Source organism: Micromonospora sp. FIMYZ51 (assembly GCF_038246755.1).
In the GTDB taxonomy this organism is placed as follows: Bacteria; Actinomycetota; Actinomycetes; order Mycobacteriales; family Micromonosporaceae; genus Micromonospora.
In genome coordinates, this window is record NZ_CP134706.1 from 6,620,318 (window position 1) to 6,644,960 (window position 24,643).

Annotated in this window: 18 protein-coding genes; 10 read left to right on the forward strand and 8 right to left on the reverse strand. The window is 72.4% G+C overall.

Annotation, left to right across the window (positions count from 1 at the left end; translation table 11 throughout):
* From QQG74_RS29810 to QQG74_RS29825, 4 genes are read left to right on the forward strand one after another with little or no spacing between them, the layout of a single operon-like run.
* A complete protein-coding gene (locus QQG74_RS29810) occupies positions 1-1,938 on the forward strand; it encodes an MFS transporter (RefSeq protein WP_341717957.1) in 1,938 nt (645 codons plus the stop codon).
* Positions 1,935-2,492, forward strand: a complete 558-nt coding sequence (locus tag QQG74_RS29815; protein ID WP_341717958.1) for a hypothetical protein — start codon at positions 1,935-1,937, stop codon at positions 2,490-2,492. The genes QQG74_RS29810 and QQG74_RS29815 overlap by 4 nt, the downstream gene beginning before the upstream one ends.
* Positions 2,489-3,661 (forward strand): M23 family metallopeptidase, encoded by a 1,173-nt coding sequence (locus QQG74_RS29820; protein WP_341717959.1) that lies wholly within the window; start codon positions 2,489-2,491, stop codon positions 3,659-3,661. Before QQG74_RS29815 ends, QQG74_RS29820 begins: the two co-directional genes overlap by 4 nt.
* 13 nt (positions 3,662-3,674) lie before the next feature.
* Positions 3,675-4,271: a hypothetical protein gene (locus QQG74_RS29825; protein ID WP_341717960.1), complete on the forward strand. Its 597-nt coding sequence runs from the start codon at positions 3,675-3,677 to the stop codon at positions 4,269-4,271.
* Between the two features lie 6 nt (positions 4,272-4,277).
* Here the strand turns inward: QQG74_RS29825 and QQG74_RS29830 are convergent, their stop codons facing one another.
* Positions 4,278-4,838, reverse strand: a complete 561-nt coding sequence (locus tag QQG74_RS29830) for a hypothetical protein (protein WP_341721439.1) — start codon at positions 4,836-4,838, stop codon at positions 4,278-4,280.
* A 198-nt stretch (positions 4,839-5,036) separates the two neighbouring features.
* Between QQG74_RS29830 and QQG74_RS29835 the strand changes: the two genes are divergently transcribed.
* Both QQG74_RS29835 and QQG74_RS29840 read left to right on the forward strand, forming a co-directional pair.
* Positions 5,037-7,598 carry an FtsK/SpoIIIE domain-containing protein gene (locus tag QQG74_RS29835; RefSeq protein WP_341717961.1) on the forward strand — a complete coding sequence of 854 codons (2,562 nt, stop codon included), beginning with the start codon at positions 5,037-5,039 and terminating at the stop codon, positions 7,596-7,598.
* Positions 7,595-8,317 carry a hypothetical protein gene (locus tag QQG74_RS29840; RefSeq protein WP_341717962.1) on the forward strand — a complete coding sequence of 241 codons (723 nt, stop codon included), beginning with the start codon at positions 7,595-7,597 and terminating at the stop codon, positions 8,315-8,317. Before QQG74_RS29835 ends, QQG74_RS29840 begins: the two co-directional genes overlap by 4 nt.
* 30 nt (positions 8,318-8,347) lie before the next feature.
* On the opposite strand, the gene folE is transcribed toward QQG74_RS29840, so the two are convergent.
* From folE to hpt, 3 genes are all read right to left on the reverse strand, one after another.
* Positions 8,348-8,965 (reverse strand): GTP cyclohydrolase I FolE, encoded by a 618-nt coding sequence (folE, locus tag QQG74_RS29845; RefSeq protein ID WP_341721440.1) that lies wholly within the window; start codon positions 8,963-8,965, stop codon positions 8,348-8,350.
* Between the two features lie 83 nt (positions 8,966-9,048).
* Complete coding sequence (gene ftsH / locus QQG74_RS29850) at positions 9,049-11,064, reverse strand: ATP-dependent zinc metalloprotease FtsH (protein ID WP_341717963.1); 2,016 nt, start codon at positions 11,062-11,064, stop codon at positions 9,049-9,051.
* Between the two features lie 323 nt (positions 11,065-11,387).
* Positions 11,388-11,963: a hypoxanthine phosphoribosyltransferase gene (gene hpt / locus QQG74_RS29855; RefSeq protein ID WP_341717964.1), complete on the reverse strand. Its 576-nt coding sequence runs from the start codon at positions 11,961-11,963 to the stop codon at positions 11,388-11,390.
* Between the two features lie 143 nt (positions 11,964-12,106).
* Here hpt and QQG74_RS29860 point away from each other — a divergent pair, with 143 nt between their 5' ends.
* Positions 12,107-13,069, forward strand: coding sequence for a helix-turn-helix domain-containing protein (locus QQG74_RS29860; protein ID WP_341717965.1), 963 nt, complete (start codon positions 12,107-12,109; stop codon positions 13,067-13,069).
* On the opposite strand, the gene tilS is transcribed toward QQG74_RS29860, so the two are convergent.
* The 3 genes from tilS to dacB all read right to left on the reverse strand — a co-directional run bounded on the left by tilS (position 13,030) and on the right by dacB (position 16,662).
* Positions 13,030-14,058 carry a tRNA lysidine(34) synthetase TilS gene (gene tilS, locus QQG74_RS29865; RefSeq protein ID WP_341717966.1) on the reverse strand — a complete coding sequence of 343 codons (1,029 nt, stop codon included), beginning with the start codon at positions 14,056-14,058 and terminating at the stop codon, positions 13,030-13,032. The genes QQG74_RS29860 and tilS overlap by 40 nt on opposite strands.
* An 8-nt stretch (positions 14,059-14,066) precedes the next feature.
* Positions 14,067-15,134, reverse strand: a complete 1,068-nt coding sequence (locus QQG74_RS29870) for a zinc-dependent metalloprotease (RefSeq protein ID WP_341717967.1) — start codon at positions 15,132-15,134, stop codon at positions 14,067-14,069.
* Between the two features lie 94 nt (positions 15,135-15,228).
* Entirely contained in the window at positions 15,229-16,662 is a 1,434-nt protein-coding gene (gene dacB / locus QQG74_RS29875) for a D-alanyl-D-alanine carboxypeptidase/D-alanyl-D-alanine-endopeptidase (protein WP_341721441.1), read from the reverse strand.
* 479 nt (positions 16,663-17,141) lie between these two features.
* On the opposite strand from dacB, the gene QQG74_RS29880 reads away from it, so the two are divergent.
* Positions 17,142-17,648, forward strand: coding sequence for an inorganic diphosphatase (locus QQG74_RS29880; protein ID WP_341717968.1), 507 nt, complete (start codon positions 17,142-17,144; stop codon positions 17,646-17,648).
* 29 nt (positions 17,649-17,677) lie between these two features.
* Here QQG74_RS29880 and eccD read toward each other — a convergent pair whose 3' ends face one another.
* Positions 17,678-19,078, reverse strand: a complete 1,401-nt coding sequence (eccD, locus tag QQG74_RS29885) for a type VII secretion integral membrane protein EccD (protein ID WP_341717969.1) — start codon at positions 19,076-19,078, stop codon at positions 17,678-17,680.
* 100 nt (positions 19,079-19,178) lie between these two features.
* Between eccD and eccCa the strand changes: the two genes are divergently transcribed.
* Positions 19,179-23,129 (forward strand): type VII secretion protein EccCa, encoded by a 3,951-nt coding sequence (eccCa, locus tag QQG74_RS29890; protein ID WP_341717970.1) that lies wholly within the window; start codon positions 19,179-19,181, stop codon positions 23,127-23,129.
* 73 nt (positions 23,130-23,202) lie between these two features.
* Positions 23,203-24,525: a type VII secretion-associated serine protease mycosin gene (gene mycP, locus QQG74_RS29895; RefSeq protein ID WP_341717971.1), complete on the forward strand. Its 1,323-nt coding sequence runs from the start codon at positions 23,203-23,205 to the stop codon at positions 24,523-24,525.
* Positions 24,526-24,643 lie beyond the last annotated feature (118 nt).

Here is a 24,643-nt window from a genome sequence, read left to right on the forward strand (position 1 = left end):
ATGGCGAGGGCCCGGGTACGGATCACGGCGCTCCTCCTGGCACTCGGCGTACTCGCCGTGACCACGATCGGTTGGCCCGGGCTCACCAGCACACCGGCGTACGCTGCCCCGGTCGCGTACCAGGCCCCCACCGAGCTCTGCACGACACAGGAGTGGCAGGCCGACTTCCGCGCCTGCGTCGCCAAACTCCAGCAGGTGGCGGAGTCCGAGGCGACCTGCCTGAATCCTCCGACGCCAACCGCACCAGACTCCGGCATCGCCGGATGGTTCGCGTCCCGGCCGGAGGCTTCGAAGCTGCCCGGGCCGAAGGGTTACTACAGCGACTACGGATACGCCGGCTACAGCTACAGCACGTACAAGATCGAGACAGGGTGCGCGACCACCCTGCTGCATCCGGACTACAAGTTCACGAACACCATCGCCAACGGCGAGTTCATGATCGCTACGGCGATCATCGGTGCCTCGAACGCTCTGCGGGAGCGGGCCTGGGAACCCGGCACGATGTGGGGTTGGGCTGATCCGCTGGTGGACCAGGCCACCAAGGCGATCTACCAGAAGGTGTTCAGCGTCTTCGGCATCGTCACCCTCTGCGTCGTCGGCCTCTACCTACTCTGGCGCTCCCGCCAGTCCGACATGAGCACCGCGATGACCACAGCCGGCTGGGCGCTCGTGGTGATGGTCGCGGTCACCGCGCTGGCCGCCTGGCCGGTCAAGTCCGCAAATCTCGCTGACGGCGCCCTCGTCTCCACCCTCGGCGTCGTACACGACGCCGTCGGGCCGGCCACCAAGGACGTTCCGCCTGGCCGCTGCGCGATGCCCAATCCGGACGCGTGCAAGGACAAGCGCCCACCGGCGGTTCGCGCGAGTGACACCGCCACCGAGTCGATGCTCTACCGCAACTGGCTGCGCGGCGTACTCGGCTCCGCCGACAGCGAGACCGCCCGCAAGTACGGCGCGGCGCTCTACGATGCGAAGTCGCTCTCCTGGGAAGAGGCGGAGAAAGTTCGCGCCAATCCGCAGACCCGCGAAGCCACCCTCAACGCCAAGAAGCAACAGTGGATGACGGTTGCGGCGCAGATCGAGCGCGAGGACCCGGAAGCCTACGAGTACCTCCGGGGCGTCCGGGACATGGACCGGGTCGGCGCGGGCTTCATCGCGGTGCTCGCCGCGCTGCTCTTCGCGATGTTCGACCTGACCGCCTCGCTACTCGTGCTGCTGGGCTTCCTGATCTTCCGGTGGGCGGTGATCGCCGCACCGATCCTGGGCACCATCGGCCTGCTCCGGCCGGCCAGCGCCGGCCTGCGCCGGCTCGGCAACGCGGTGGTGGCCGCACTCTTCAACATCGCGATCTTCGGCACCGGGGCGGCCATCTATCTCTTCGCGGTGGACCTCATCATGAGCACCCCCACCCTGCCCGGCTGGCTGCAGGTCGTGCTGGTCTGGCTGTGCGGCGTGGTCGGCTGGCTGCTGCTACGCCCCTATCGGCGGATCACCCAGCTTGGCGGCAAGGACAGCAGCGCGGCAGTCAGTTCGGCCGGCTCCTGGCACCGGCGTTTCTTCCGCGACATGCGCACCGCGGCCCGGCTCGACGTCGCCGAACCCGGCGGCACCACCGAACCGGCAATGGGGCGGCGCCGGACGGTGGTCGTCGAGCAGCCGAAGGTGCGCCCAGAGGCCCGCCCGGACCCGGTGCCGAGCGGTGCACCCGCCACCGTGAAACGTCCGGACGGCCGGGAGGCCGGCGATGTTCCCGACAAACCGGAGGAGCGCCCCTCGGAGACCCGCCCCACCGTGCCCCGGCCGCGCCGCCGACAGCCCGCTGCCTGGACCGAACCGGACGTCCCGGAGGAGAATCCGTCCTTCGCCATCTACCGGCCGGGTTCGGCGGAACGAGCACCCGAGAAGCCGGCACCCCGGATCCGCTCCGAGGCCCGGTGACCGTGGTGCGGCGCGCGATCGAGTTCCTGCTTACCCGGGTGTTGCGGTCCCGGCTGGGGTTGGCCCTCGGCATCGCCGTCCTGGTGCTCGGCGTGGTCGGGGCGGCCCGGCTGGTTGCCGGACCCGGTGACCCCTCAGTGGGATTGAGCAACCGGCCAGCCGAACCGATCACCACGGTGGACCCGACCACCGGAGACGACGGCGCGATCTCCACAACCACCACACCGTCCCCGGTCACCAGCCCTGGCGAAGCGACGCCGGCCCAGGTGGCCGAGCGTTTCGTGGCGGCCTGGCTCGGTCGTCCCGGGCTGACCGCCGAAGGCTGGCACGAGGAGCTGCGACCTCTCTCGACCGCCGCCCTGGCCGACAAGCTCGCCGGCGCGGACCCGACCAGCGTGCCGGCCGGTGCAGTGACGGACGAGGTGACGGTGCGGCCACGGAGTGAGACCTTCGTGGAGGCGCTGATTCCCCTCGACACCGGACAGCTCCGGCTCGAACTCGTGGCGCCGGACGGGCGGTGGCTGGTTGACGCCGTGGACTGGGAGCAAGGATGACCGACCAGAGCGGCCCCCGCCGCAGGCCGATCCGGGTCGGCGCGCTCGCCGCCGCGCTCACGGCAGCGCTGGCGTTCCTGTGCTGCACCGGCGGCACCGGCGCCTTCTTCCTCACCGAGTTGGGCGGCAACGCGGCCGAGCAGCAGTTGACTCCGGCAAGCGTCGAGTGCACCGACGACTTCGAGGTCGACATAACCGGCACCATGCCCAGATTCGCGCGGTACGGCGAGCGGCAGCTCCGCAACGCCGCGAGGATCATCGTGGTCGGCCAGGAAATGAAGGTGCCGCCACGCGGTTGGGTGATCGCCGTGGCGACCGCCATGCAGGAGTCACGGCTGTTGAATCTCGCCAACCGCACGGTCGCCGAGTCCCAGAACATTCCGCATGAGGGCATCGGTGCCGACCACGACTCGGTCGGTCTGTTCCAGCAACGAGCGTCGTGGGGCACTGTCGCCCAGCGGATGAATCCCGAGTACGCCTCGCGCAAGTTCTACGAGAAGCTGGTCGATCTGCCCGGCTGGCAGAAGCTGCCGCTGACCGTGGCCGCGCAACGGGTGCAGATCAGTGCCTTTCCCGACGCCTATGCCAAACACGAGGAGTTGGCCGCCCGCATCGTCGACGCGCTGGCCGGCGGCGCGGCCCGGACGGCGCTGATCGGCGGTAAGGAGGTGTGCGACGCCGCCGCCTCGGGCGAGATCGCCGCCTCCGGCTGGACCGCGCCAATCCCCGGCGGCGTCGGATCCGGCTTCCGGACCGCCAGCCGGCCGGCACACAACGGGGTCGACATCGCCGCTCCCAAAGGCACGCTCATCCGGGTCGCGGCGACCGGCCGGGTGCTGGTCTCCCGCTGCGATCCCGACCGACGCGGCCGGCACAGCTGCGACGTAGACGGCTGGCCGGGCAAGGGCGGCTGCGGCTGGTTCGTCGACGTCCTGCATGCCCAGGGCATCGTCACCCGATACTGTCACATGGTGAGTCGTCCCAGAGTCGCCGTCGGGGACACCGTTGAGGCTGGTGAGGTGATCGGCGAGGTGGGCAGCAGCGGCAACTCCTCCGGGCCGCACCTGCATTTCGAGGTGCACACCGACGGCGACCGCAGCAGCCGGAGCGCTATCGATCCGGTGCCGTTCATGCGGTCGAAGGGCGCACCGCTGAAGGGTGCCGGGTGAGCCCAGCGCCGTCATGACCGAGCCGTTCCCGGACCCATTCGCCGATCAGCCGGACTGGGCCCCTCAACCGCCGCGCCCGATCGAGGTGCTCCCCGCCGCGAGGCGAGCAGAACTGCGCGGGCAACGGGTGCTGGTCGGGTTGCCCGGCCTCGGCTGGCGGGCCGACCTGCGGGCTGACGAGCGGGTGGTGCAGAACAGCCGCACGTACGTGCCGGTCATCCCGGAGCATGAGTGGTACCGCGCCGAGTCCGATCAAGTGGAGGTCTTCGCACCGCTGGTGCCGATCGAGCGGGTCTGGGTGGAGACGGTGGCGTCGCAGCCGCCCACGACCGCAGACGTGGGCGGGGTCCGACTGGTATCGCTCGACGCGCCGGCGCACCGGGCTCCGACGCCGGTCTTCGAGGCCGACTCGGTCGTCGGCCGACGAGTGGTGCACATGGTCGGCTCCGTGGAGCATCGCGATCTGCGCGCGGTAACCGAGACCTATTCGGGTGCGGAGGGCGACATCTGTGTACGGGTCGCGCCGGAGATGGAGTGGTATCGCTGGGCCTGGCGCGGCCAGTCACCGACCACCTTGGAGGTACCGGTTCATCTGCTGTGGGTGGAATGAGCGAACCTAGTTAGCCACCCTGGCTGCGGAACATACCCGCCAGTCCTCGTTTAACTGTGTAATAAACTGCCACGACTGTCGATCCGTCTGCCTCAGGCCATCGACCTGAGCCGATAACGTGAGATCAACTCGGACCTCCGCCTTATCACCATTCTGGTCGGCCTGAAGCGGCCCCCAAGTAACAGACATCGTAGTATCGAACTGCTCTTGGCGGGCAGCTAGGTCGTCCCTGAGAGCGTCGAGCTGTCCGAGATCCGTGTTGCTGCCACAGACGAATAGGTTTGCTCGGACATCGTTGCGATCCACGAGAAACGCCCGCAAGTAGTTGTCCACCACCACGTCGGGCGCGCTGCGGTCGGGGGTGGTTACTCGGTCGTAGACAAGGTAACCGGCCACTGCGCCGCCGAGGCACAACGCCGCCAGTGTCCCGGCCACCACGGCCAGCACGGTCCGGAGCCGTCGGCGGGGCCGCTGCGGTGCTGGTGCGACCGCGGGCGGCGCCAGTTCCTCCGGCGGGGTCCGTTGCGCCGGTACGCGGGACACCTGGGAACCGGCGGGGGGCGGCACTGATTCCACCCCCTGAGGCTATCGGCTGGACGCCATGGACCCAATGCCCCAGATTTGGCAGATCGTGACCGATCCCCGCCGATCGGTGAGATCCACGACAACATCGACGCATCGCCGCCGGGCGTCCCGGGGGTCGGGCCTCCGCTGGGATACCGTCGTCTCTGCCCGGCGAGTGGGTGCCGACCTCGGGCGGAGGAGGTGGACGCGGTGGGCGGTCCGAAGGCACGGACGCTGCGTGCCGCCGCGCTGCACCGCCGGGCCGCCGCGACGGTGACGGCAGCCGCCGCGGTTCTCGACGACATCCGCCCCGCACCGGCCGACCAGCGTCGCCAGTACGCGCTGGCCGAGCGGCTAGCTGCCGCGGCCACCGTCCTCGCGCCCGGCTGGGCCGGCACCGCCCTGGAGGCAGTCGAGCCTACGGCCCCCGCGGGGGAAGGTCCGCCGCCCTTCGTCCGGGTCGGCACCGCCGCGCCGCTGGACGAGGCCCGGTTCCCTGCCCTGGTGCCGCTGTTCGGCACCGGCCACCTGACGGTGGACACCGACGCGCACGATCCACGGGTGGTCGGACTGCTCCGGGGGGTGCTGCTGCGGCTGCTGGCGGCGACCCCGGCCGGAGCGCTGTTGGCCCGGGTGGTGGACGCGACCGGCGCGGCCCTGACGCCGTTCGCGGCGCTCGGCGACACCGGGGTGCTGTCCCCGCCGGCCACCGATCTGAGTGGACTGCGGACCGTGCTGACCGAGGCGGAGCGGTGGGTGGCGGCGGCTTCGCTGGGTCCCCGCCGGCGGGACCGGTTGTTGCTGCTTGTCGTCGCCGCGTTGCCGGACGGGACCGAGCCGGCCGACCTGGCACGGATCGAGACGCTCGCCGAGCAGGGACCAGCCGCCGGGCTGCATCTGGTCGTCGCGGGCTGGCCGCCGGCCGGCCGGGCTCCGCTGCCCAGGACCACGACGGTGGCGATGCGTACGGCGTACGCCCTGCTTGGCGATCCGCCTGGCGCTCCCTTCACCACCCCGGGCACCGGTGGCGGGTTGAACTCGCCGGTGTTTCCCGAGCCGGATCCACCGGCTGAACTGGTCGATGTTGTCTGTCGGCGAATCGCGGCGCAGGTCGAGGCCGGCAGCCGCTTGTCCCTGGCCGACCTGCTGCCGCCGGTCGGGGAGGAGCTGTGGCAGGCGGACGCCGGCGACGGCCTGAGCACCACGGTCGGCGACGCCGGTGGCCGGCCGGTGTCGCTGGGCTTCACCGAGCTGACCCCGCACTGGCTGGTGAACGGCCGGTCGCCGGCCTGCCGCGCCACCTTTCTGACCACGGCGTTGCTCGGTCTCGCCGCCCGGTACGGCCCGGACGAACTGTCGCTGTACCTGGTTGATCTCGGCGCGGGTGAGTCCTTCGCGGAGTTTCTTCAGACCGAGCGGGACCGGTCCTGGATCCCGCAGGTCCGGGCGGCGGCGATGGCCGCCGACCGGGAGTACGTGCTCGACCTGTTCGATCAGCTGGTGACCGAGGTCCGCCGGCGCACGGAGGCGTCCGTCCGTGCCGGGGGGCAACGCTTCGCGGAGCTGCGTGCGCACCGCCCGCTGCCCCGGATCGTCTGCGTGGTGGACAACCTGCCGCTGCTCTTCGCCGACCGGGATCGGCTCGCCGCTGACGCCGCCGCCCGGCTGGACGCACTGGCCCGTGCCGGCCGGGCGTACGGCGTGCATCTTGTGCTGGCTGGCGATGGTGACCTGGGTCTGGGTGTCCGCGCCGACGGCGGGCACCGGGACTCGCTGCTCGGCCAGTTCCCGGTACGGGTCGCGCTGCCGGGTGGCGGGGCGGTGTTGGAGCCGACCAACGACGCCGCCGCCGGTCTGCCGGTGGGCAGCGCGGTGGTGAACACCGCGGGCGGGCTCGGGGGTCCCCGGGGTGCGATCCGGGGACATGAGCGGATGGTCCGGTTTCCCGATCCGCAGGAGGCGCCGGAGACCGTCGAGCGGCTGCGGCACCGGCTCTGGGCCGCCCGGCCGGAGGAGTGCAAGCCGCCGGTGGTCTTCGCCGGCTATGCCCGTCCGCTGCTGGGCAACGATCCGGGGTATCGCGCGGCCTTGGCCGGACAGTCGTTGGCCCCGGCCGCGCTGCTCGGCCGGGCCGTGAACGTCGCGCGGAGCACGGCGGCCGTGCCGCTCGGGCCGGCCGCCGGGCGAAACCTCGCCGTCCTCGGTCCGCGACCGGAGGGGGCCCGGCTGTTGGCGATGGCCGCCCGGAGCACGGCGGCGCACCACCCGCCGGGCACGGCGCGGTTCATGGTCGCCGCGCCCGATGCCGAGGCGGGGTCGCTCGCTGACGACCTGGTGACGGAGCTGGCCGAGCGGCATCCGGTGCAGAAGGTCGACTTGGCCGCGATGTTCGCCGCGCTGGACTACGGTGAGCCGGCCTACCTGGTGGTGTTCGGGCTGGACGTGGCGTCGCCGGAGCAGTTGCCGCCGTCGCGGCTGCGGACGCTGTTGCGCGACGGGCCGCCGGCCGGGCAGCACCTGCTCGGCTGGTGGCGTACCGTGCCGTCGTTCGCTGCTCTGGTGGGGCCGGAGGAGACCGTCGACAAGCTGACCGCTGTGGCGGTGGCGGGCGTACCTGGTGCCCAGCTCACCCCGGTCTTCGGCCGGACGGTGGAGTGGCGGCCGCGCCCCGACCGGGTGGTGCTCTGGGACGGTCCGGAGGAGCGCGGCGTCGTGCTGGTGCCGTACCGCGTAGCGGCCGGCGAGGACGGAGAATCGGCGTGACGCGAGGCCAGCCGCGAACGTTGAGCATCGAGCCGGGCCGGCAGCGGACCGGCGAGGGGCCACCGGTGCCGGCCGAGAATCCGGTGGCGGCCGCGTGGTCCGAGTACCTGACGGCCGCACGTCAGCTCGACGGAATCCGCCGGGACGCGGCGACCGCCGCCAGCGAGCAGGCCCGTACGGTCCAGGCGGCTCGGGAGGAGTTGGCGACGGTACGCACCCGGTTGGCGGCCCAGGAGACGCGGCTGCGGGAGTTGGGCGTACCGCCGATCACGCTGGCACCGACGCCGCCGGAGCTGACCGAGGCGACCAGGTCGATGTCGGGTGGCCCGTCGGCGGCGCTGGCGGCGCTTGGCGATGCGCGGCGGTGGGCGCAGGGGGTCGACGACGGCCTCGCCGCACGCGGTCTGCCCCGGGTGGCCCACTGGTCGCCGCGGGCGCGCAACCTGCTGGTGTACGGGCCGTTGGGGCTGATCGTCCCGCTGCTTTTGCTGCTGGTGTACGCGTTCGCCGGCACCAGCCCGGTCATGGTCCTGGCGCTGGTGGTGGGGCTGCCGGCACCTGCGGTCGCGTTCGGCGCGGGTTGGCTCGCGGTCGGGCGGCTGTTTCCGGCCCCGCCCGAGGATCGGGTGGACCGGACGCCGCGGTTCGGCGCGCTGGTGTGCCTGATCCCGGCGCTTGTGGCCACCGCCGGGATCGTGCTGGCCCTGCTCGCTCCGTGAGCGCGGGTCAGCCGCGCACCGCTGACGGGCCTACCGGGGGATGATCAGAGCCATCGCCTCGGCGCGGGATTTGGCGTCCTGCTGGAGGGTGCCCCGGACCGCCGAGGTGATCGTCTTGGCGCCCGACTTCTGGATGCCGCGCATGGCCATGCACATGTGTTCGCACTCCAGGACGACCACCACGCCGCGCGGCGACAGCCGCTCCATCAGCAGGTCGGCGACCTGAGCGGTGAGTCGCTCCTGTACCTGCGGGCGTCGGGCGAAGACCTCGACCAGCCGGGCCAGCTTGGACAGGCCGGTGATCCGGCCGTCGGGGCCGGGGATGTAGCCGATGTGGGCGCTGCCCCGGAACGGGAGGAGATGGTGCTCGCAGAGGCTCATCACGTCGATGTCCCGGACGAGTACGAGTTCCTCGTGGTTTGCCTCGAAGGTGGTGGTGAGCACGGTACCCGGGTCGACCCGCAGGCCGGCGAAGAGTTCGGCGTACGCCCGGGCCACCCGGGCCGGGGTCTGCTGGAGACCGTCGCGGTCCGGGTCCTCCCCGACGGCGATCAGGATCTCGCGGACCGCCTTCTCGATCCGGCCGAGGTCCATGGTCTCCTCGACCGGTCGGCCGGTAAGCCGACCGTTGATCAGCCGGGCGGCGATGTAGTCGAGGCCGTCGTCGGGCTCGGTGGCTGAGGCGGCGGCCAGCCCCCGCTGCGGGGGACTGGCCGCCGGGTGGTCGGTGCTCAGTGTGGGCCGTCCGAGTTGTTCGAGCTCGCCCCGCCGACGGTGGCCTCGGCGCCGTCCGCCTCGGCCTGCACCTTGAGTGCCTCTTTTTCGGCCGGGGTGAGCACCGGCGGCTCGGTGGAGGGCTGGCGCTTACCGAAGCCGTTGTACGGGGCCATCGGCGGGCGCTTCACCACGCGGGCGCAGATCCGGGCCATGTCGGCGGTGGAGAGGGTCTCCTTCTCCATCAGCTCGAGCACGATGTTGTCCAGGACGTCCCGGTACTCGACCAGGATCTCCCATGCCTCGTCGTGGGCCAGCTCGATCAGCGCACGCATCTCGCTGTCGATCTCGGCGGCGACGGCGTCGGAGTAGTCCCGCTCGTGACCCATGTTGCGGCCGAGGAACGGCTCGTCACCGCTGGTGCCGTACTTGATCGCGCCGAGCTTGGAGCTCATCCCGTACTGCGTGATCATCGCACGGGCCAGCGCGGTGGCCTTCTCGATGTCGTTGCCGGCACCGGTGGTCGGCTCGTGGAAGACGAGTTCCTCGGCGGCCCGGCCACCAAGCGCGTACGCCAGGGTGTCCACCATCTCCGCGCGGGTCTGGGTGTACTTGTCCTCGGTGGGCAGCACCAGGGTGTGGCCCAGCGAACGTCCCCGCGACAGGATCGTCACCTTGTGCACCGGCGCGGCGTGCGGCAGCGCCCAGGCGACAAGCGCGTGTCCACCCTCGTGGTACGCGGTGATCTTCTTCTCCTGGTCGCTCATCACCCGGGTCCGGCGCTGCGGGCCAGCGATCACCCGGTCGATCGACTCCTCAAGCGAGTCGTTGCTGATGGCCCGCTGATCTTTACGGGCGGTCAGCAGGGCCGCCTCGTTGATCACGTTGGCCAGGTCGGCGCCGCTGAAGCCCGGCGTCCGCTTCGCCACCGAGTCGAGGTCGACGTCGGGGGTGAAGGGCTTGCCCTTGGCGTGCACCCGGAGGATGGCCTTGCGGCCCTCCATGTCGGGGGCGTCGACCGGGATCTGCCGGTCGAAGCGGCCCGGCCGCAGCAGCGCCGGGTCGAGGATGTCGGGCCGGTTGGTGGCGGCGATCAGGATGACGCCACCCTTGACGTCGAAGCCGTCCATCTCGACGAGCAGCTGGTTGAGGGTCTGCTCGCGCTCGTCGTGGCCGCCGCCCATGCCGGCGCCGCGGTGGCGGCCGACGGCGTCGATCTCGTCGACGAAGACGATGGCCGGCGCGTTCGCCTTGGCCTGCTCGAACAGGTCACGGACCCGGCTGGCACCGACACCGACGAACATCTCCACGAAGTCCGAGCCGGAGATCGAGTAGAACGGCACTCCGGCCTCACCGGCGACCGCCCGGGCGAGCAGGGTCTTACCGGTGCCGGGCGGGCCGAAGAGCAGCACGCCCTTCGGGATCTTGGCGCCGAGCGCCTGGTACTTCGCCGGGTTCTGCAGGAAGTCCTTGATCTCGTGCAGCTCCTCGACCGCCTCCTCGGAGCCGGCGACGTCCGCGAAGGTGGTCTTCGGGGTGTCCTTGGTGATCATCTTCGCCTTGGACTTGCCGAAGTTGAGCACCCGGGAGCCGCCACCCTGCATCTGCGACATGAAGAACAGCAGCAGCAGCACGAGCAGGACGATGGGGAGCAGGTTGACCAGCAGGCTGACCCAGATGCTGTCGGACGACACCTCGGTGTCGGCCGGCCCGGTCACCCGGTTGTTCGCCTTGGCGTCGAGGACCTGGTTCCAGACCTCGTTGCCGACCTCGTACGGGAACTGGGCCTCGATCAGCTTGGTGGTGGTCTTGTCGAACTCGGCCTCCTCGGCGAGTTCGAGCTGGATCGTCTGTTCCTTGTCCTGGAAGACGACCTTCTCGATGCCGCCCTTGTTGAGCTGGTCGAGCGCGACTGACGTGTCCACCCGGTGGTAACTGGGGCCACTGGTGAACAACTGGCTGAGCACGACTGCGCCGAGGATGACCAGGATGACCCAGAACACCGGTCGGCGGAAGAAACGCGTACGTTCCATGCTGTTGTCGAGCGCCGAGACGCCCGCATCCTCCTGATCGACGTCCTGACCGACTGTTGGGTGTCGCCGCCGGGGCGGCTGCCGGAGCCGCCGTGCGGGCCGGCCCTGACCCCGAGGCGCGAAGCTGCCGCACCACGGTCATTCGACGGTACACCGTATGGAACGGATGTGAGCTGGCGAGCCCAGCAGTTACGCGTACGGCGAACCGGGATTCGACCGGCGTGGCCGGAAGCGAACCTCCCCACCACCGGGGTACACGGTAGCCCCGCCAGCTGAGAGCTGGCTGAACGCCGGCCGGGCCGGTTGGTCGGCCACCGGCCAGGTCAGGAGCGGGCGTAGACCTCCGGCTTGAGCACGCCGACGTAGGGCAGCTCGCGGTAGCGCTCGCCGAAGTCGAGGCCGTAGCCGACGACGAACTCGGTCGGGATGTCGAAGCCGACGTACTTGACCGGCACGTGCACCTTCACCGCGTCCGGCTTGCGGAACAGGGCGACCACTTCGACACTCGCCGCCGACCGGGACTCCAGATAACGGAGCAGCCAGGAGAGGGTCAGCCCGGAGTCGACGATGTCCTCCACGACCACCACGTGCCGACCGGCGATGTCCCGGTCGAGGTCCTTGAGGATGCGTACCACGCCGGAGGAGGTGGTGCCCTGCCCGTACGAGGAGATCGCCATGAAGTCCAACTCGGCGGGCGGCCCCTGCCGACCGAGCGCCCGGGCGAAGTCGGCCATGAACATGACCGCCCCCTTGAGCACGCAGACGAGCAGCAGCCCGTCGGTGACGTGCGCGTAGTCCGCGGAGACCTGCTTGGCCAGCTCCGCGATCTTCTCGCGAATCTGCGCCTCGGAAATGATCACGTGGTCGATGTCGGCGTCGTACCAGGAGCCGTCAGCCATGTCCCCTAGCCTGCCGTACGCCCCGGGTGACCCGTCGGCGGGGCCGCCCCTTTTCGGAGGACCCCGGCCCGGATTGAGCCGAAAAGTGGCAGAGATGCCATCCATGGTGGAATTCCTGCCACCGCCACGGTTACCCTGATCACATGGTCCACTCGGTCGCCGTGCTCGTCCTGGACGGAGTCGCCCCGTTCGAGTTGGGCGTGCTCGCCGAGGTGTTCGGCACCGACCGCACGGCCGACGGGCTGCCCGGTTATCGCTTCGACGTGTGCAGCCCGCAGCGCGCCCCGGTGCGTACCTCCGCCGGTTTCCAACTGGTGCCGAGCGCCGACCTCGGACCGCTCGACGAGGCCGATCTGGTGGCCGTTCCCGCGCACGATCCCGCCACCACCGCGTCGCCGCAGGTGCACGACGCGCTGCGTCGGGCCGCCGACCGGGGGGCCTATCTGTTCAGCGTGTGCGCGGGCGCGTACCTGCTGGGCGAGGCGGGGTTGCTGGACGGCCGGGAGTGCACCACCCACTGGCGGCACGTCGACGAGCTGCAACGCCGGCACCCGAAGGCCAGGGTCCGCGGCAACTCGCTCTACGTGCAGGACGGTCGGCTGCTCACCAGCGCGGGCACCGCGGCCGGCATCGACGCCTGCCTGCACCTGGTACGCCAGGAGCACGGCTCGGCCACCGCCATCCGGCTGGCCCGGCGGATGGTGGTGCCGCCGCACCGCGACGGCGGGCAGTCCCAGTACGTCGAGGCACCGATGGCCAAGGCACCGGAGGCGCCCACCCTGGAGCCGGTCCTGGAGTGGCTGATGGGACGGCTGGAGCAGCAGATCACGGTCGACGAGTTGGCCAAGCGGGCCGGCATGGCGCCGCGCACCTTCGCCCGTCGCTTCCGCGCGGAGACCGGCACCACCCCGCACGACTGGCTGACAAACCAGCGGGTGCTGCTGGCCCGCCGGCTGCTCGAGGAGACCGGGTTGACCGTGGACGCGGTGGCCGACCGTGCGGGTTTCGGCGATGCCGCCGTCCTACGGCACCACTTCGCCCGCCGGGTCGGCGCCACCCCCCACGCCTATCGCCGGACGTTTCGCGACCGCGTCCCGACCGGTTGATCCGGCGCCGCCACCAGCAGCCGACCGGCGTTGCGGAGCACCCGTAGCCCGCCGGGCAGGTACGCCGCCCCCTGACCGCGCCAGGCGGTGACCAGCGCGTCGAGCGCGGTGACGTGCCGATGGGAGAGCGCGGCCGGCGCGGCGCCCAACTCGTGGGCCCAGGCCCGCAGCACCCGGGCGCGGATCGCGGGAGCCAGGTCGGCGAGGACCTTCACGGCCAGCCCACCCTCGGCATGCCGGGCCTCGGCCAACGCCGCCACGGCCAGGTCGTCAAGTACGCGGTTGTCCGCCGCGACCAGCCGGGCGGTGCGGGCGAGGTTGTCCAGCACAGCCGGTCCGAGCGCCCGGACCAGCGCGGGCAGCACGTCGGCCCGGACCCGGGACCGGGCGTACGCGGGGTCGCGGTTGTGCGGGTCCTCCCACGGCGTCAGCCCGAGCGCCCGGCACGCCGCCCGGGTCTGCGCGCGGTCGATGTCCAGCAGCGGTCGGATCAGCCGCACCCCGCCCAACTCCCGGCTGGCCGGCATGCCGGCCAGGCCGCGCGGGCCGGCACCCCGGGCCAACGCGAGCAGTACGGTCTCGGCCTGGTCGTCCCGGGTGTGCCCGGTGAGCAGCGCCGTCGCGCCGTGTCGTCCGGCCACCTCGACAAGCGCCTGGTAGCGAGCCGCGCGGGCCGCCGCCTCGGGGCCGCCCGGCCGACCGGCGACGTCGACCCGGACCACCTCCACTGGCGCGAGACCAGCCTGTTCCGCCCACCGCGCCACCGTCTCGGCCCGCTCGGCCGACCCGGCTTGCAGCCCGTGGTCGACGGTGACCAGTCCAGCGGCCCGACCCGCCCGGGGCGCCACGAACGCGGTGGCCGCAGCCAGGGCGAGCGAGTCGGCCCCGCCGGAGCAGGCGACCAGCACCGGCCCGTACGCCGGCAGCTCGGCCAGCGCCCGACGGACCACGAGCCGGATCGCGGCGACCGGCGGGGCGAGCGGGGCCATCGCCGTGCTCAGCCGCCGGCCGGCACCGGGCCGACCGGCCCGTGTACCCGCGCCACCCAGGCGTCCGGCTCGCTCAACTCGGAGAGCCGGGGCAGGGTCAACGGCGATTCGAAGACCCGGTTGAAACCGGCCATACCGACCCGGTCGACCACCGCGTGCACGAACTTGCGGCCCTCCGCGTACTGCCGCATCTTGACGTCGATGCCGATCAACCGCCGGACCGCCTTCTCCACCGGGTTGCCGGCCTCCCGGCGTCGGTTGAACCCGGCCCGGATCCGCTCCACGCTCGGGATCACCTGCGGGCCGACGCCGTCCATCACGAACTCGGCGTGCCCCTCAAGCAGCGTCATCAGCGCGGTCAGCCGGTCGAGCACCGCCCGCTGACCGGGCGTCTGCACGATGTCCAGGACGCTGGACCGGCTCTGCGGGTTGCGCACCACGTCGGCGAGGGTGCCCACACCCCGGCGCAGCCGGTCCAGCAGATGTTCGCTGCCCTGCGCGGCGTCCACGAACGCCTGCACCTCACCCAGGAAGTACGCCCGCATCCACGGCACGGCGGTGAACTGCGTCCGGTGGGTCACCTCGTGCAGGCAGACCCAGAGTCGGAAATCACGCGGATCGGCGCCCAGCTTGCGCTCCACCTCGACGATGTTCGGCGCGACGAGCAGCAACTGCCCCGGGTCGGCGGAGAAGACCTCGTACTGGCCGAGCACCCGTCCGGACAGGTACGCCAGCACGGTGCCCGCCTGTACCCCGGTCACCCGGGAGCCGACCGCCTCGGCCAACGCGCCGGGCTGCTTGTCGCTGGTGAGCCGGCCGACCAGTGGAGTGATCACCTCACGGAGGCCGGCAATGTTTGTCGCCGCCCAGTCCCGCCGGTCGACCACCCGCACCGGCGGGTGCGTCACCTGTGCGGTCAACCCGGTGTACTCGGCCACGTGCCCGGCTGCCTCGTCGGTCAGCCGGCGCAGCTCAGCGACCACGTCGGTGGCCTCCGAGTACGACACCCGGGGGCCCGACTTACCAAGTGCCCCCGCGGTTGCGACGGCCAGATCCCAGTCCACGAACTGCGCCATGCGACCCACGGTACCCGCGCCGCGACACCCCATCCGGGCTCGCCGGCCGGCCCGGTGACTTGTCGGGGCCGGTAGGGCGTCTTTCGCCGCTGGCTCAGTGGCAGCCGCAGGTGGCCAGGGCCGCCGCGATCCGGTCGAGCGCCGCCCGGGCGGGCTCCATTCCGTCCGGCGGAACCTGATCGGTGAGCACGGCGAAGGTGAGCAGTCGACCCTCGCTCGTGGTGACCACCCCGGCGATGGCGTGCACCCTGGTCAACGTGCCCGTCTTGGCGCGCACCACCCCGGCGCCGTCGGCGGTGCCCGGGGTCGAGCCGCCGTAGCGGTCGCGCAGCGTGCCGGACCAGCCGCCGACCGGGAGCCCGCTGAACACACCACCGAGTTCGGGCCGGTCCGGGCTGGCCGCCAGCGCCAGCAACTCGGTAAACAGCGTCGGACTGACCAGGTTCGTACGGGACAGGCCGCTGCCGTCGGCGAGCCTGGTGCCGTCGGTGGACAGGCCCAGCTCGGAGAGCACGTCGGTCATTGCCGCAGCCCCGCCGGCGAACGAGGCGGGCCGGTCCCGGGCCAGGGCGACCTGACGGGCCAGGGCCTCGGCGACGATGTTGTCGCTTTCGCTGATCATGATGTCGACCAGCCGGATCAGCGGTGGGGACTGCACCACACCCAGTTCCGCGCCGGGCTCGACGCTCCCCGCCGGCGACCCGGCCGGCGACCCGGCCGCCTCGGTGGGTGCCGCCGGAGCGGTCCCCCGCCGCACGGCGTTCTCCGGCACGCCGAGCAGGCGGGCGAAGGCCCGGCCGGCAGCGAGTTCCGGCTCGGATACCCGCTCGGCCCAACCCTGGTCGGCCTTGGGGTCCTTGCGTGCGCCGTCGAGCATCAGTGCGGTGATCGCGGCGCCGTACCCGCCGGTGGGAATGTCGTCGTCCCAGCCCGGCCCGTGCACCGGGCCCGGGTAGAGCGACGCATCGACGAGCACCCGGGTCGGTGCGGTGCCGCCCAGCGCCGTACGCACCTGCTCGGCGAGGTCTTGCAGGCTGGCGGCCCCCGGGTAGAAGCCCTTGGTGCCGGCGGTCAGGGTCGGGTCGCCGCCGCCGACGATGACCACCTCGCCCGGCTTCGAGCCGGCCACCGCCCGGGTCGGGATCCGGTAGCCGGGGCCACGGGCGGTGAGCGCGGTCACCGCGGTCACCAACTTGGTCACCGAGGCCGGCACGGTGCCCTCGCCGCCGCCCCGGTCGAAGAGGGGTTGCCCGGTCAGCGCGTCGGCCACCGCCAGGTGCACCCGATCGCCGAGGGCGGCGTCGCCGACCAGCGGTTCGAGCACGGCTCGCAGCCCGTCCGTGCTGGGCATCGGCGCACCGATGTCGGCGGTGGCCAGCACCGCGACCGGCGTGGGCTCCGGCGGCTCAGTGGCGGCGGTCCCGGCGGAGCCGTCGCCCAGCCACCGACCCACCGGCCCGGGACGCACCACGACCAGCCCGACCGTGACCAGGACGAGCACCAGCACGGCGGCGAGCACCAGCGGCAGCCGGCGGCGCGCGGCGGACCGGGCCGGCGGCGGGTCCGCATCGGCGGGTGGTTTCGGCCCGGAAGCGGGAGGCGTGGGCGTGTTCGCAGCCGGGGTCTCCCCCGGCGGGTCGGTAGGTGCAGCCGCCCCTACCGGGTAGGTCGCGCCCGTGGGCGGAAAGACGGACCGGCTGGGAGGTGGTGGGGTTGGCTGGGCCGGGGATTGCGGCCGGAGGGCCTGCGCGTCCGGCACCGGCACCCGTCCGGTTGCCGACTTCGCCGGTGGCTGGCCGGTGCCGCCCGCACCGGCACCGCCGGGACGGTAGTGTGAATCATCCCTCCCCACGACCCCCTCCTCCCCGTCTGGAACCGGCCTGGGTGACACTACTTCGGTCCGAAGACTATGCGGCGGCCGGTGTCGGCGGGTGAGCATTCGCCTGTCCGGGGGCTCGGCCGCCGGTTCGGCATCAAGCCAGCGTGGGCGAACGAGGGAGCGTGCAGATGGATTTCGACGTCACGGTTGAGATCCCGAAGGGTCACCGCAACAAGTACGAGGTGGACCACGTGACCGGCCGGATCCGGCTGGACCGCACGCTCTTCACCTCCACCCAGTACCCGGCGGACTACGGCTTCATCGAGGGCACGTTGGGTGAGGACGGCGACCCGCTTGACGCCCTGGTGCTGGTACCCGAGCCGACCTTCCCGGGCTGCCTGATCCGGTGCCGCACCATCGGTATGTTCCGGATGACCGACGAGAAGGGCGGCGACGACAAGGTCCTCTGCGTCCCCTACGAGGACCCGCGCCAGGAGCACCTGCGCGACATCCACCACCTCGGCGAGTTCGACCGGCTGGAGATCCAGCACTTCTTCGAGGTGTACAAGGACCTGGAGCCGGGCAAGTCGGTCGAGGGTGCGACCTGGGTCGGGCGTACCGAGGCCGAGGCCGAGATCCAGGCGTCGTACCGGCGGGCCCGGGAGGCCGCAGAACACGACGGCTCCAACCACTGACCTGACGTCTCGACCGGCCCGGGGACCGCTCAGCCGAGCAGCCCTCGGGCCCGTTCGTAGAGGCCGAGCACCGCGCAGGCGATCGGCACCACCGAGACCACCAGGGCGGTGTCGGTGAGGTCGGCGAACCGACCGAGGTACGGCGAGACCGGTCGGCGGGCGTACGTGCTGCCGCTGGTCACCACCACCAGGGCGACCAGCAGCCCGCCGACGGTGAGCACGAGTCGACCGGTCGGGCCGCTCTGCGCGGCGAGCACCGCCCCGAGGACCGCGTACCCGGCCGAGCCGGCGAGGACCAGAGGCACCCGGTGCCGTACCGCCGCGAAGAGTCGGGCCCGCAGCAGCAGCACCGCAGCGGAGACCGCGACCAGCAGCCGGCCGGCGGTGCCACCGGTGACCGCGAGCACCACCGCCGCGATCACGGCCAGCACCCCGGGTGCGATGAGCATCCCGGTCAGCATCTCCTCGGTGCGGGCCACCGCCGCGTACACCCGTCCCCGGTCCGGCAGGTCGCGGGCCCGGTCCGGGTCGTCCGGGGCGCCGGTGGGCAGGGTGATCGGCGGCAGCGGCACCTTGCCCAGCCGGATGGCCAGCAGCGGGATCGCCCCGATCGCGAACGGCAGCACGCAGAGCAGCACGGCCGCCGCGCCGGCCGAACCGAGCAACAGGGCGCCGAGGGCGGCCGGGACGCCGACCGCGCCCACCGTCACCCCGGCCACGAAGATCCGTAGTCGGGTCGCCACCCCGAGCAGCCCGAGCACCGAGACCAGCAGCAGCGCCGCCGAACCGGCAAGCAACTCGGCGGCACCGATCCAGCGCAGCGGGGCGAGCGGTCCGACCGGGTCGCCCGAGCTGACCGCGAGCGCACCGGCGGTGGCCGCGTACGGCAGGGCGTAACCACCGACCGTCGCCCCGGCCGGACCGTCGCCCTGGGCCCGGGACAGCACCGTGCCGGCCAGCACCAGCAGCACCGCCACGGCGGTCGCGGCCAGCCAGCCGGCGGTCCGGCCCGGCCCCTGCGCGAGCAGGGCGAGCAGGCCGACGGCGAGCGGGACGGCGGCACCGCCCAGGGCTGCGGCGCGGGTGGCCTCCGGCGACCAGGCGCCGCCGCGTCGCCGCGCGCCGTCGACGATGGCCTCCACCACGTCGTCGTACTCCAACTCGGGCCATTCGGCGTGGGCCGGCACCAGGTGCAGCACCTCGCCGTCGCGGACGCCCTGGGCGAGCAGGGTCTGCGCGGTCACCAGCACGCTGCCATCGGTGCGTCGCAGCACCCAGCCGCCGTGCCGCTCGCCGTCGTCGGCGAGCCCGACGCCGACGTGGCGCAGCACCTCGGGGAGCAGTTCGACGAGCGGAACCTGCTCCGGCAGGGCGACGTCCACCCGCCGCTGCGGGGCGTTGACCGTGACCCGAGCCAGCCCGATTGTCATCGATCGATCTCCATATCGAGCGGGGTGACGGCTACGCGAACGAGAGGACTTTACCTACGATGAGCCAGGTTCGGGTTACCGAGCGCGGTCAGGAGGTCGAGTGTCCACTGTCGTCATCCGACGGCCACCGAGGCGTCCCGCACCGCAGATTCCCGCAGGTGAGCTGCCGGTCGAGGCGCCGCCGGAGATCCCGGTCGGCACCGGCGGACGCTGGCACCAGATGTTGATGGTGCTGCCGATGCTCGGCGGCACGGTCGCGATGGCGATGATGTTCGGCCGGGGCGGCGGCGCCTACTCGTACGTTGTCGGGGGCATGTTCGGCCTCTCCTCGCTGGCCATGCTGGTGACCAGTTGGGGAAGCGCCTCGGGCAGCCCGAAGAAGTCCGAGATGATGGCCGCCCGCCGGGAGTACCTGCGGCACCTGACGACGCTGCGACGCCAGGTCCGGCAGACCGCGACCCGACAGCGTGCCGGCCTGTTCTACCGGCATCCCGACCCGGCGCTGCTCTGGTCGACCGTGGACAGCCACCGGGTCTGGGAGCGACGCCCCGCCGACCCGGACTTCGCGGTGGTCCGGGTCGCGGTCGGGCCGCAGACCCTGGCCACCCCGCTGGTCCCACCGGTCACCCGCCCGCTTGAGGAACTGGAACCGATGACGGCCGGCGCGCTGCGTCGCTTCCTCGACGCCTACTCCGTGGTCCCCGACCTGCCAGTGGCCGTCTCGCTGCGCAGCTTCGCGCGGATCTTCGTCCGAGGTACGGCGAACGCGCCGACCGGTTCGCCGGACGCACAGGCGCTGGTCCGGGCGATGCTCACCCAACTCGCGGTGTTCCACGCCCCGGACGAGTTGCTTGTCGCCGTCTGCGCCGGGCCGGAGCGGCGCGGTGCCTGGGAGTGGGTCAAGTGGTTGCCACACGCCCAGCATCCGAACCGCGTCGATGCTCTCGGCCCGGTACGGCTGGTGACCAGTTCGGCGGTGGAGCTGGAACGCCTGCTCGACGAGGTGCTCGCCACCCGGTCCCGGTTCAGCCCGGCCGGGCCCACCACCGACGGGCCGCACCTGGTGGTCGTCCTGGACGGCGGCGATCTGACCGGCGCCACCGAACTGGCCGGGGAGGGCGGAATCGACGCGGTCACCCTGATCGACCTGGGTACCCCGCCACCCCGACTGCTCGACCGCTTCGCGCTCCTGCTCGAACTGCGCGGCGGCCGGCTGCGTTCACACTCGGCGGAGGGACCCGCCGAGGTCGGCACCGCCGACGCGCTGGCGGTCACCGAGGCCGAGGCGGTGGCCCGGCGGCTGGCGCCGTTGCGCCTGGCCGCCGCCACCCGGCGGGCGGACGCGGTACCCGGCACCGAGCCGGGCCTGCCGGAGCTGCTCGGCATCGGCGACCCGGAGAACTTCACCACCGAGCAGGGCTGGATTCCCCGGCCGGCGCGCGAGCGGCTGCGGGTACCCATCGGCATCGGTGTGGACGGTGGCGCGGTCGAGCTGGATCTCAAGGAGTCGGCGCAGGACGGCATGGGACCGCACGGGCTGCTCATCGGTGCGACCGGCTCCGGCAAGTCGGAGCTGCTGCGTACGCTCGTGCTCGGGCTGGCCGCCAGCCACTCCTCCGAGCAGCTCAACTTCGTACTTGTCGACTTCAAGGGCGGGGCGACGTTCGCCTCGTTCGACCGGCTGCCGCACACGGCCGCGGTGATCACCAACCTGGCCGACGCGCTGCCGCTTGTCGACCGCATGGTCGACGCGATCAACGGCGAGCTGGTCCGCCGGCAGGAACTGCTGCGCCGGGCCGGCAACTTCGCCAGCCTGCGCGACTACGAGCGGGCCCGGGCGGCGGGCAGCCCGCTGGCTCCGCTGCCGTCACTGCTGCTGATCTGCGACGAGTTCTCCGAGCTGCTGTCGGCCAAGCCCGACTTCATCGACCTGTTCGTGCAGATCGGCCGGCTGGGCCGGTCACTCGGCGTACACCTGCTGCTGGCCTCGCAGCGGTTGGAGGAGGGGCGGCTGCGCGGGCTGGACACCCACCTGTCGTACCGGATCGGGTTGCGGACCTTCTCCGCGCTGGAGTCCCGCACGGTGCTCGGGGTGCCGGACGCGCATCAGTTGCCCCGCTCGCCCGGGCACGGCTACCTGCGCTTCGGCTCCGAGCCGCTGGTCCGGTTCAAGACCGCCTACGTCTCCGGGCCAGCGCGTCGGCGCGGCACGGGGGCCGGCGCGGCCGGACCCGGCCGCCCTCGGCTGCTCACCTTCTCCACCCACTTCACGCCCGTCCCGCAACCGCCCCCCGCGCCGGTCGCCGAGCCGGACGAGGAGATCGGCCGGGAGAGCCTGCTGGACCTGATGGTCGGCCGGCTGGCCGGGCAGGGACCACCGGCCCACCAGGTGTGGCTGCCGCCGCTGGACGGCGCACCCACCCTGGACGAGTTGGTCGGGCCGCTCGCGGTGGCTCCGGCCCGCGGGCTGACCTTCGGAAATCCGGAGCTGCACGGGGCGTTGCAGGTACCGGTGGCCATCGTCGACAAGCCGTACGAGCAGCGCCGCGACGTGCTCTGGCTGGCGCTGGACGGCGCGGCGGGCCATGTCGCGGTGGTCGGCGGCACGCAGAGCGGCAAGTCCACCGCGCTCCGCACGTTGATCTGCGCGTTGGCGCTCACCCACACCCCGACCGAGGTACAGGTCTACTGTCTCGACTTCGGTGGCGGCGGGCTGGCCGCGCTGCGCGACCTGCCCCAGGTCGGCGGGGTCACCGGACGGTCCGACCCCACCGGCGTACGCCGCACCGTGGGTGAGATGGCCACTCTGCTTGCCGAACGGGAGCGCGCCTTCGCCGAGGCCGGAGTGGAGTCGATCGCCGCCTGGCGACGCCGTCGGGCCGCGTCGGCCCGGGCCGGTGAGCCCGGCGACGACCTGTTCGGTGACGTGTTCCTCGTCGTCGACGGCTGGGCCACCCTGCGTGGCGAGTACGACGATCTCGAACCGCTGATCACCGACCTCGCCACCCGTGGCCTGTCGTACGGCCTGCACGTGGTGGCGAGCGCGGTGCGCTGGCTGGACTTCCGCCCGGCCATCCGGGACCTCTTCGGTTCCCGGCTGGAACTGCGCCTCGGTGACCCGTCCGACTCGCTGGTCGCCCGGCGGGCGGCGGTCGACGTACCCGAGCAGCGGCCGGGGCGCGGCATCACCGCCGAGAGCCTGCACTTCCTCACCGCGTTGCCGCGGGTCACCGAGACGGATCCGGCCGGCCTGGTGCGGCGGGTGAAAGAGTCCTGGTCCGGGCCGGTCGCCCCACGGGTACGGCGGCTCCCCGCGGTGCTGCCGTACGCCGACCTGGACCTTGCCGCCACCACCGGGCTGCGGATTCCGATCGGGATCGCCGAGGCGGACCTGCGCCCGGTCGTCCTCGACTTCGCCACCGAGCCGCACTTCGTGGTCTACGGCGACGCCGAGTGCGGCAAGTCATCCTTCCTGCGCGCCCTGGCCACCTCGATCGTCACCCGGTTCACCCCGGAGCAGGCTCGGGTGATCCTGGTGGACTACCGACGCAGCCTGCTCGGTGTCATCGAGACGCCGCACCTGATCGGGTACGGCACGGCCGCGGCGCACACCGCCGAACTGGTCGAGTCTGCCGCCGGCTACATGCAGGGCCGGATTCCCGGTCCGGAGGTCAGCCCGGCGCAGCTGCGCGACCGGTCATGGTGGTCCGGGCCGGAGCTGTTCGTCCTGGTCGACGACTACGACCTGGTCGCCAGCGGGCCGGCCAACCCGCTGCGGGCGCTGGAGGAACATCTGCCGCAGGCCCGCGACATCGGGTTGCACCTGGTGCTGGTGCGCCGTGCCGGCGGTGCCGGCCGGGCCCAGTACGAGCCGGTCGTGCAGCGGCTACGCGAACTGTCCACCTCGGGCCTGGTGATGTCCGGCAGTCCGGAGGAGGGCGCGCTGCTCGGCGCGGTGCGGCCCGGTCCACTGCCGCCCGGACGTGGCAGACTCCTCACCCGACGCGAGGGGGTACGTCTGGTCCAGCTGGCCTACCTGCCGCCACAGTGACGCGGAGTCCACGGAACGTCCCTGAAACCGGGACGGAACCGGTAATCTCCGATCGTCATGTGTCCTGCGACGAATGGCTGAGAATGTGACCAGGATGCGGCACAGCGGCCCGTCCGGGCCCCGACGGCTCGCGCACCGGGCGCTGCTCGCGGCGACGGCCACCGTGCTGTCGGCTGCCGTCGCGGTCGTGCCCGCCACCGCCGTGCCGATCACCTCGCCTGCCTTCAGCGTGCCGGTGGCGTACGCGCCCGGCGACGTGACCGAACGCGCCGACCAGATCCGTGACGAACAGTGGCAGCTCGACAAACTGGGTGCGGAGATCGCCTGGCGGACGTCGACCGGGCGCGGCGTGACGGTCGCCGTCATCGACTCCGGGGTGGACGGTCGCCACCCGGACCTGGCCGGCCGGGTGCTGCCCGGGCTCGACCTGGTCTCCCCCGGCGGGGCGGCCGATCCGGACCCGGTCGGCCACGGCACGACGGTGGCCGGCCTGATCGCCGGGCGCAACGACGACCGGCAGGGCGTGGTCGGGCTGGCGCCGGACGCCCGGATCCTGCCGGTACGGGTCCTCGACGAGGAGAACCGCTACGACGACGCCCTCATCGTGGCCAAGGGCGTACGGTGGGCGGTCGACAACGGTGCGCGGGTGATCAACCTGTCGCTGGGCGGCAGCGGTGACAGTCCCGCCCTGGCCGCCGCCATCGACTACGCCTTCGCCCGGGACGTGGTGGTGGTCGCCTGCACCGGCAACCTCGCCACCTCACCGGACGCGAAGGTGTGGTACCCGGCCCGGGAGCCGGGTGTGATCGCGGTCTCCGGTCTCGAACGCAGCAGCAACAACCTGTGGAGCGGCGCGATCACCGGACGGGCCACCGTCCTCACCGCGCCGGCCAGTGGGCTCGTCGGTGCCCGCCCCCCGTCCGGCTACTGGCGGGTGCAGGGCACCAGCTTCGCCGCGCCGCTGGTCGCCGCGACCGCGGCCCTGATCCGGTCCCGATATCCGCAGATGTCCGCCGGGGACGTGGTAAACCGGCTGCTGGCCACCGCCAAGGACATCGGTCCCACCGGCCGTGACGACCGGTTCGGCTACGGCCTGGTCGACCCGATCGCGGCGCTCACCGCCGAGGTGCCGCTGATCCACCACAACCCACTCGACGACAACGACTCGCCGGGGGTGAGCGGGTTCGGTTCGGCGCCTGGCCTGTCGCGGGTGAACGACCCGGACGCCGAGCTCGGCCTGACCGGGCCGCACCAGGAGACCCGCTGGCGGGCGCGGGCCGCCGGAGCGCCGGACGACGGCGGCACCGAGCGACTCTGGATCGGCTCGGCGATCTTAGTTGCGCTGCTCACCGGTGCCGCGCTGATGGTGCGTCGGTTCCGGCAGCCACACCGCTGACCCGTCGGCCTGACGAATTCGGGGATCCGGGGTGCCGGACGCCCGCTGCGGGGTACGACGGACGGCGTGGAGAGCACTGAGCGTGCTGGTGCCGGGCGTACTGGCCGATCCGGACACC

Bases quoted from the DNA above. Each gene is read 5' to 3' on its own strand.
- QQG74_RS29810 (WP_341717957.1), top strand. From the start codon at position 1: ATGGCGAGGGCCCGGGTACGGATCACGGCGCTCCTCCTGGCACTCGGC.
- mycP (WP_341717971.1), top strand. From the start codon at position 23,203: ATGGCTGAGAATGTGACCAGGATGCGGCACAGCGGCCCGTCCGGGCCC.
- ftsH (WP_341717963.1), bottom strand. From the start codon at position 11,064: ATGGAACGTACGCGTTTCTTCCGCCGACCGGTGTTCTGGGTCATCCTG.
- QQG74_RS29880 (WP_341717968.1), top strand. From the start codon at position 17,142: ATGGATTTCGACGTCACGGTTGAGATCCCGAAGGGTCACCGCAACAAG.
- QQG74_RS29825 (WP_341717960.1), top strand. From the start codon at position 3,675: ATGACCGAGCCGTTCCCGGACCCATTCGCCGATCAGCCGGACTGGGCC.
- QQG74_RS29820 (WP_341717959.1), top strand. From the start codon at position 2,489: ATGACCGACCAGAGCGGCCCCCGCCGCAGGCCGATCCGGGTCGGCGCG.
- eccD (WP_341717969.1), bottom strand. From the start codon at position 19,078: ATGACAATCGGGCTGGCTCGGGTCACGGTCAACGCCCCGCAGCGGCGG.
- hpt (WP_341717964.1), bottom strand. From the start codon at position 11,963: ATGGCTGACGGCTCCTGGTACGACGCCGACATCGACCACGTGATCATT.
- QQG74_RS29870 (WP_341717967.1), bottom strand. From the start codon at position 15,134: ATGGCGCAGTTCGTGGACTGGGATCTGGCCGTCGCAACCGCGGGGGCA.
- tilS (WP_341717966.1), bottom strand. From the start codon at position 14,058: ATGGCCCCGCTCGCCCCGCCGGTCGCCGCGATCCGGCTCGTGGTCCGT.
- QQG74_RS29860 (WP_341717965.1), top strand. From the start codon at position 12,107: ATGGTCCACTCGGTCGCCGTGCTCGTCCTGGACGGAGTCGCCCCGTTC.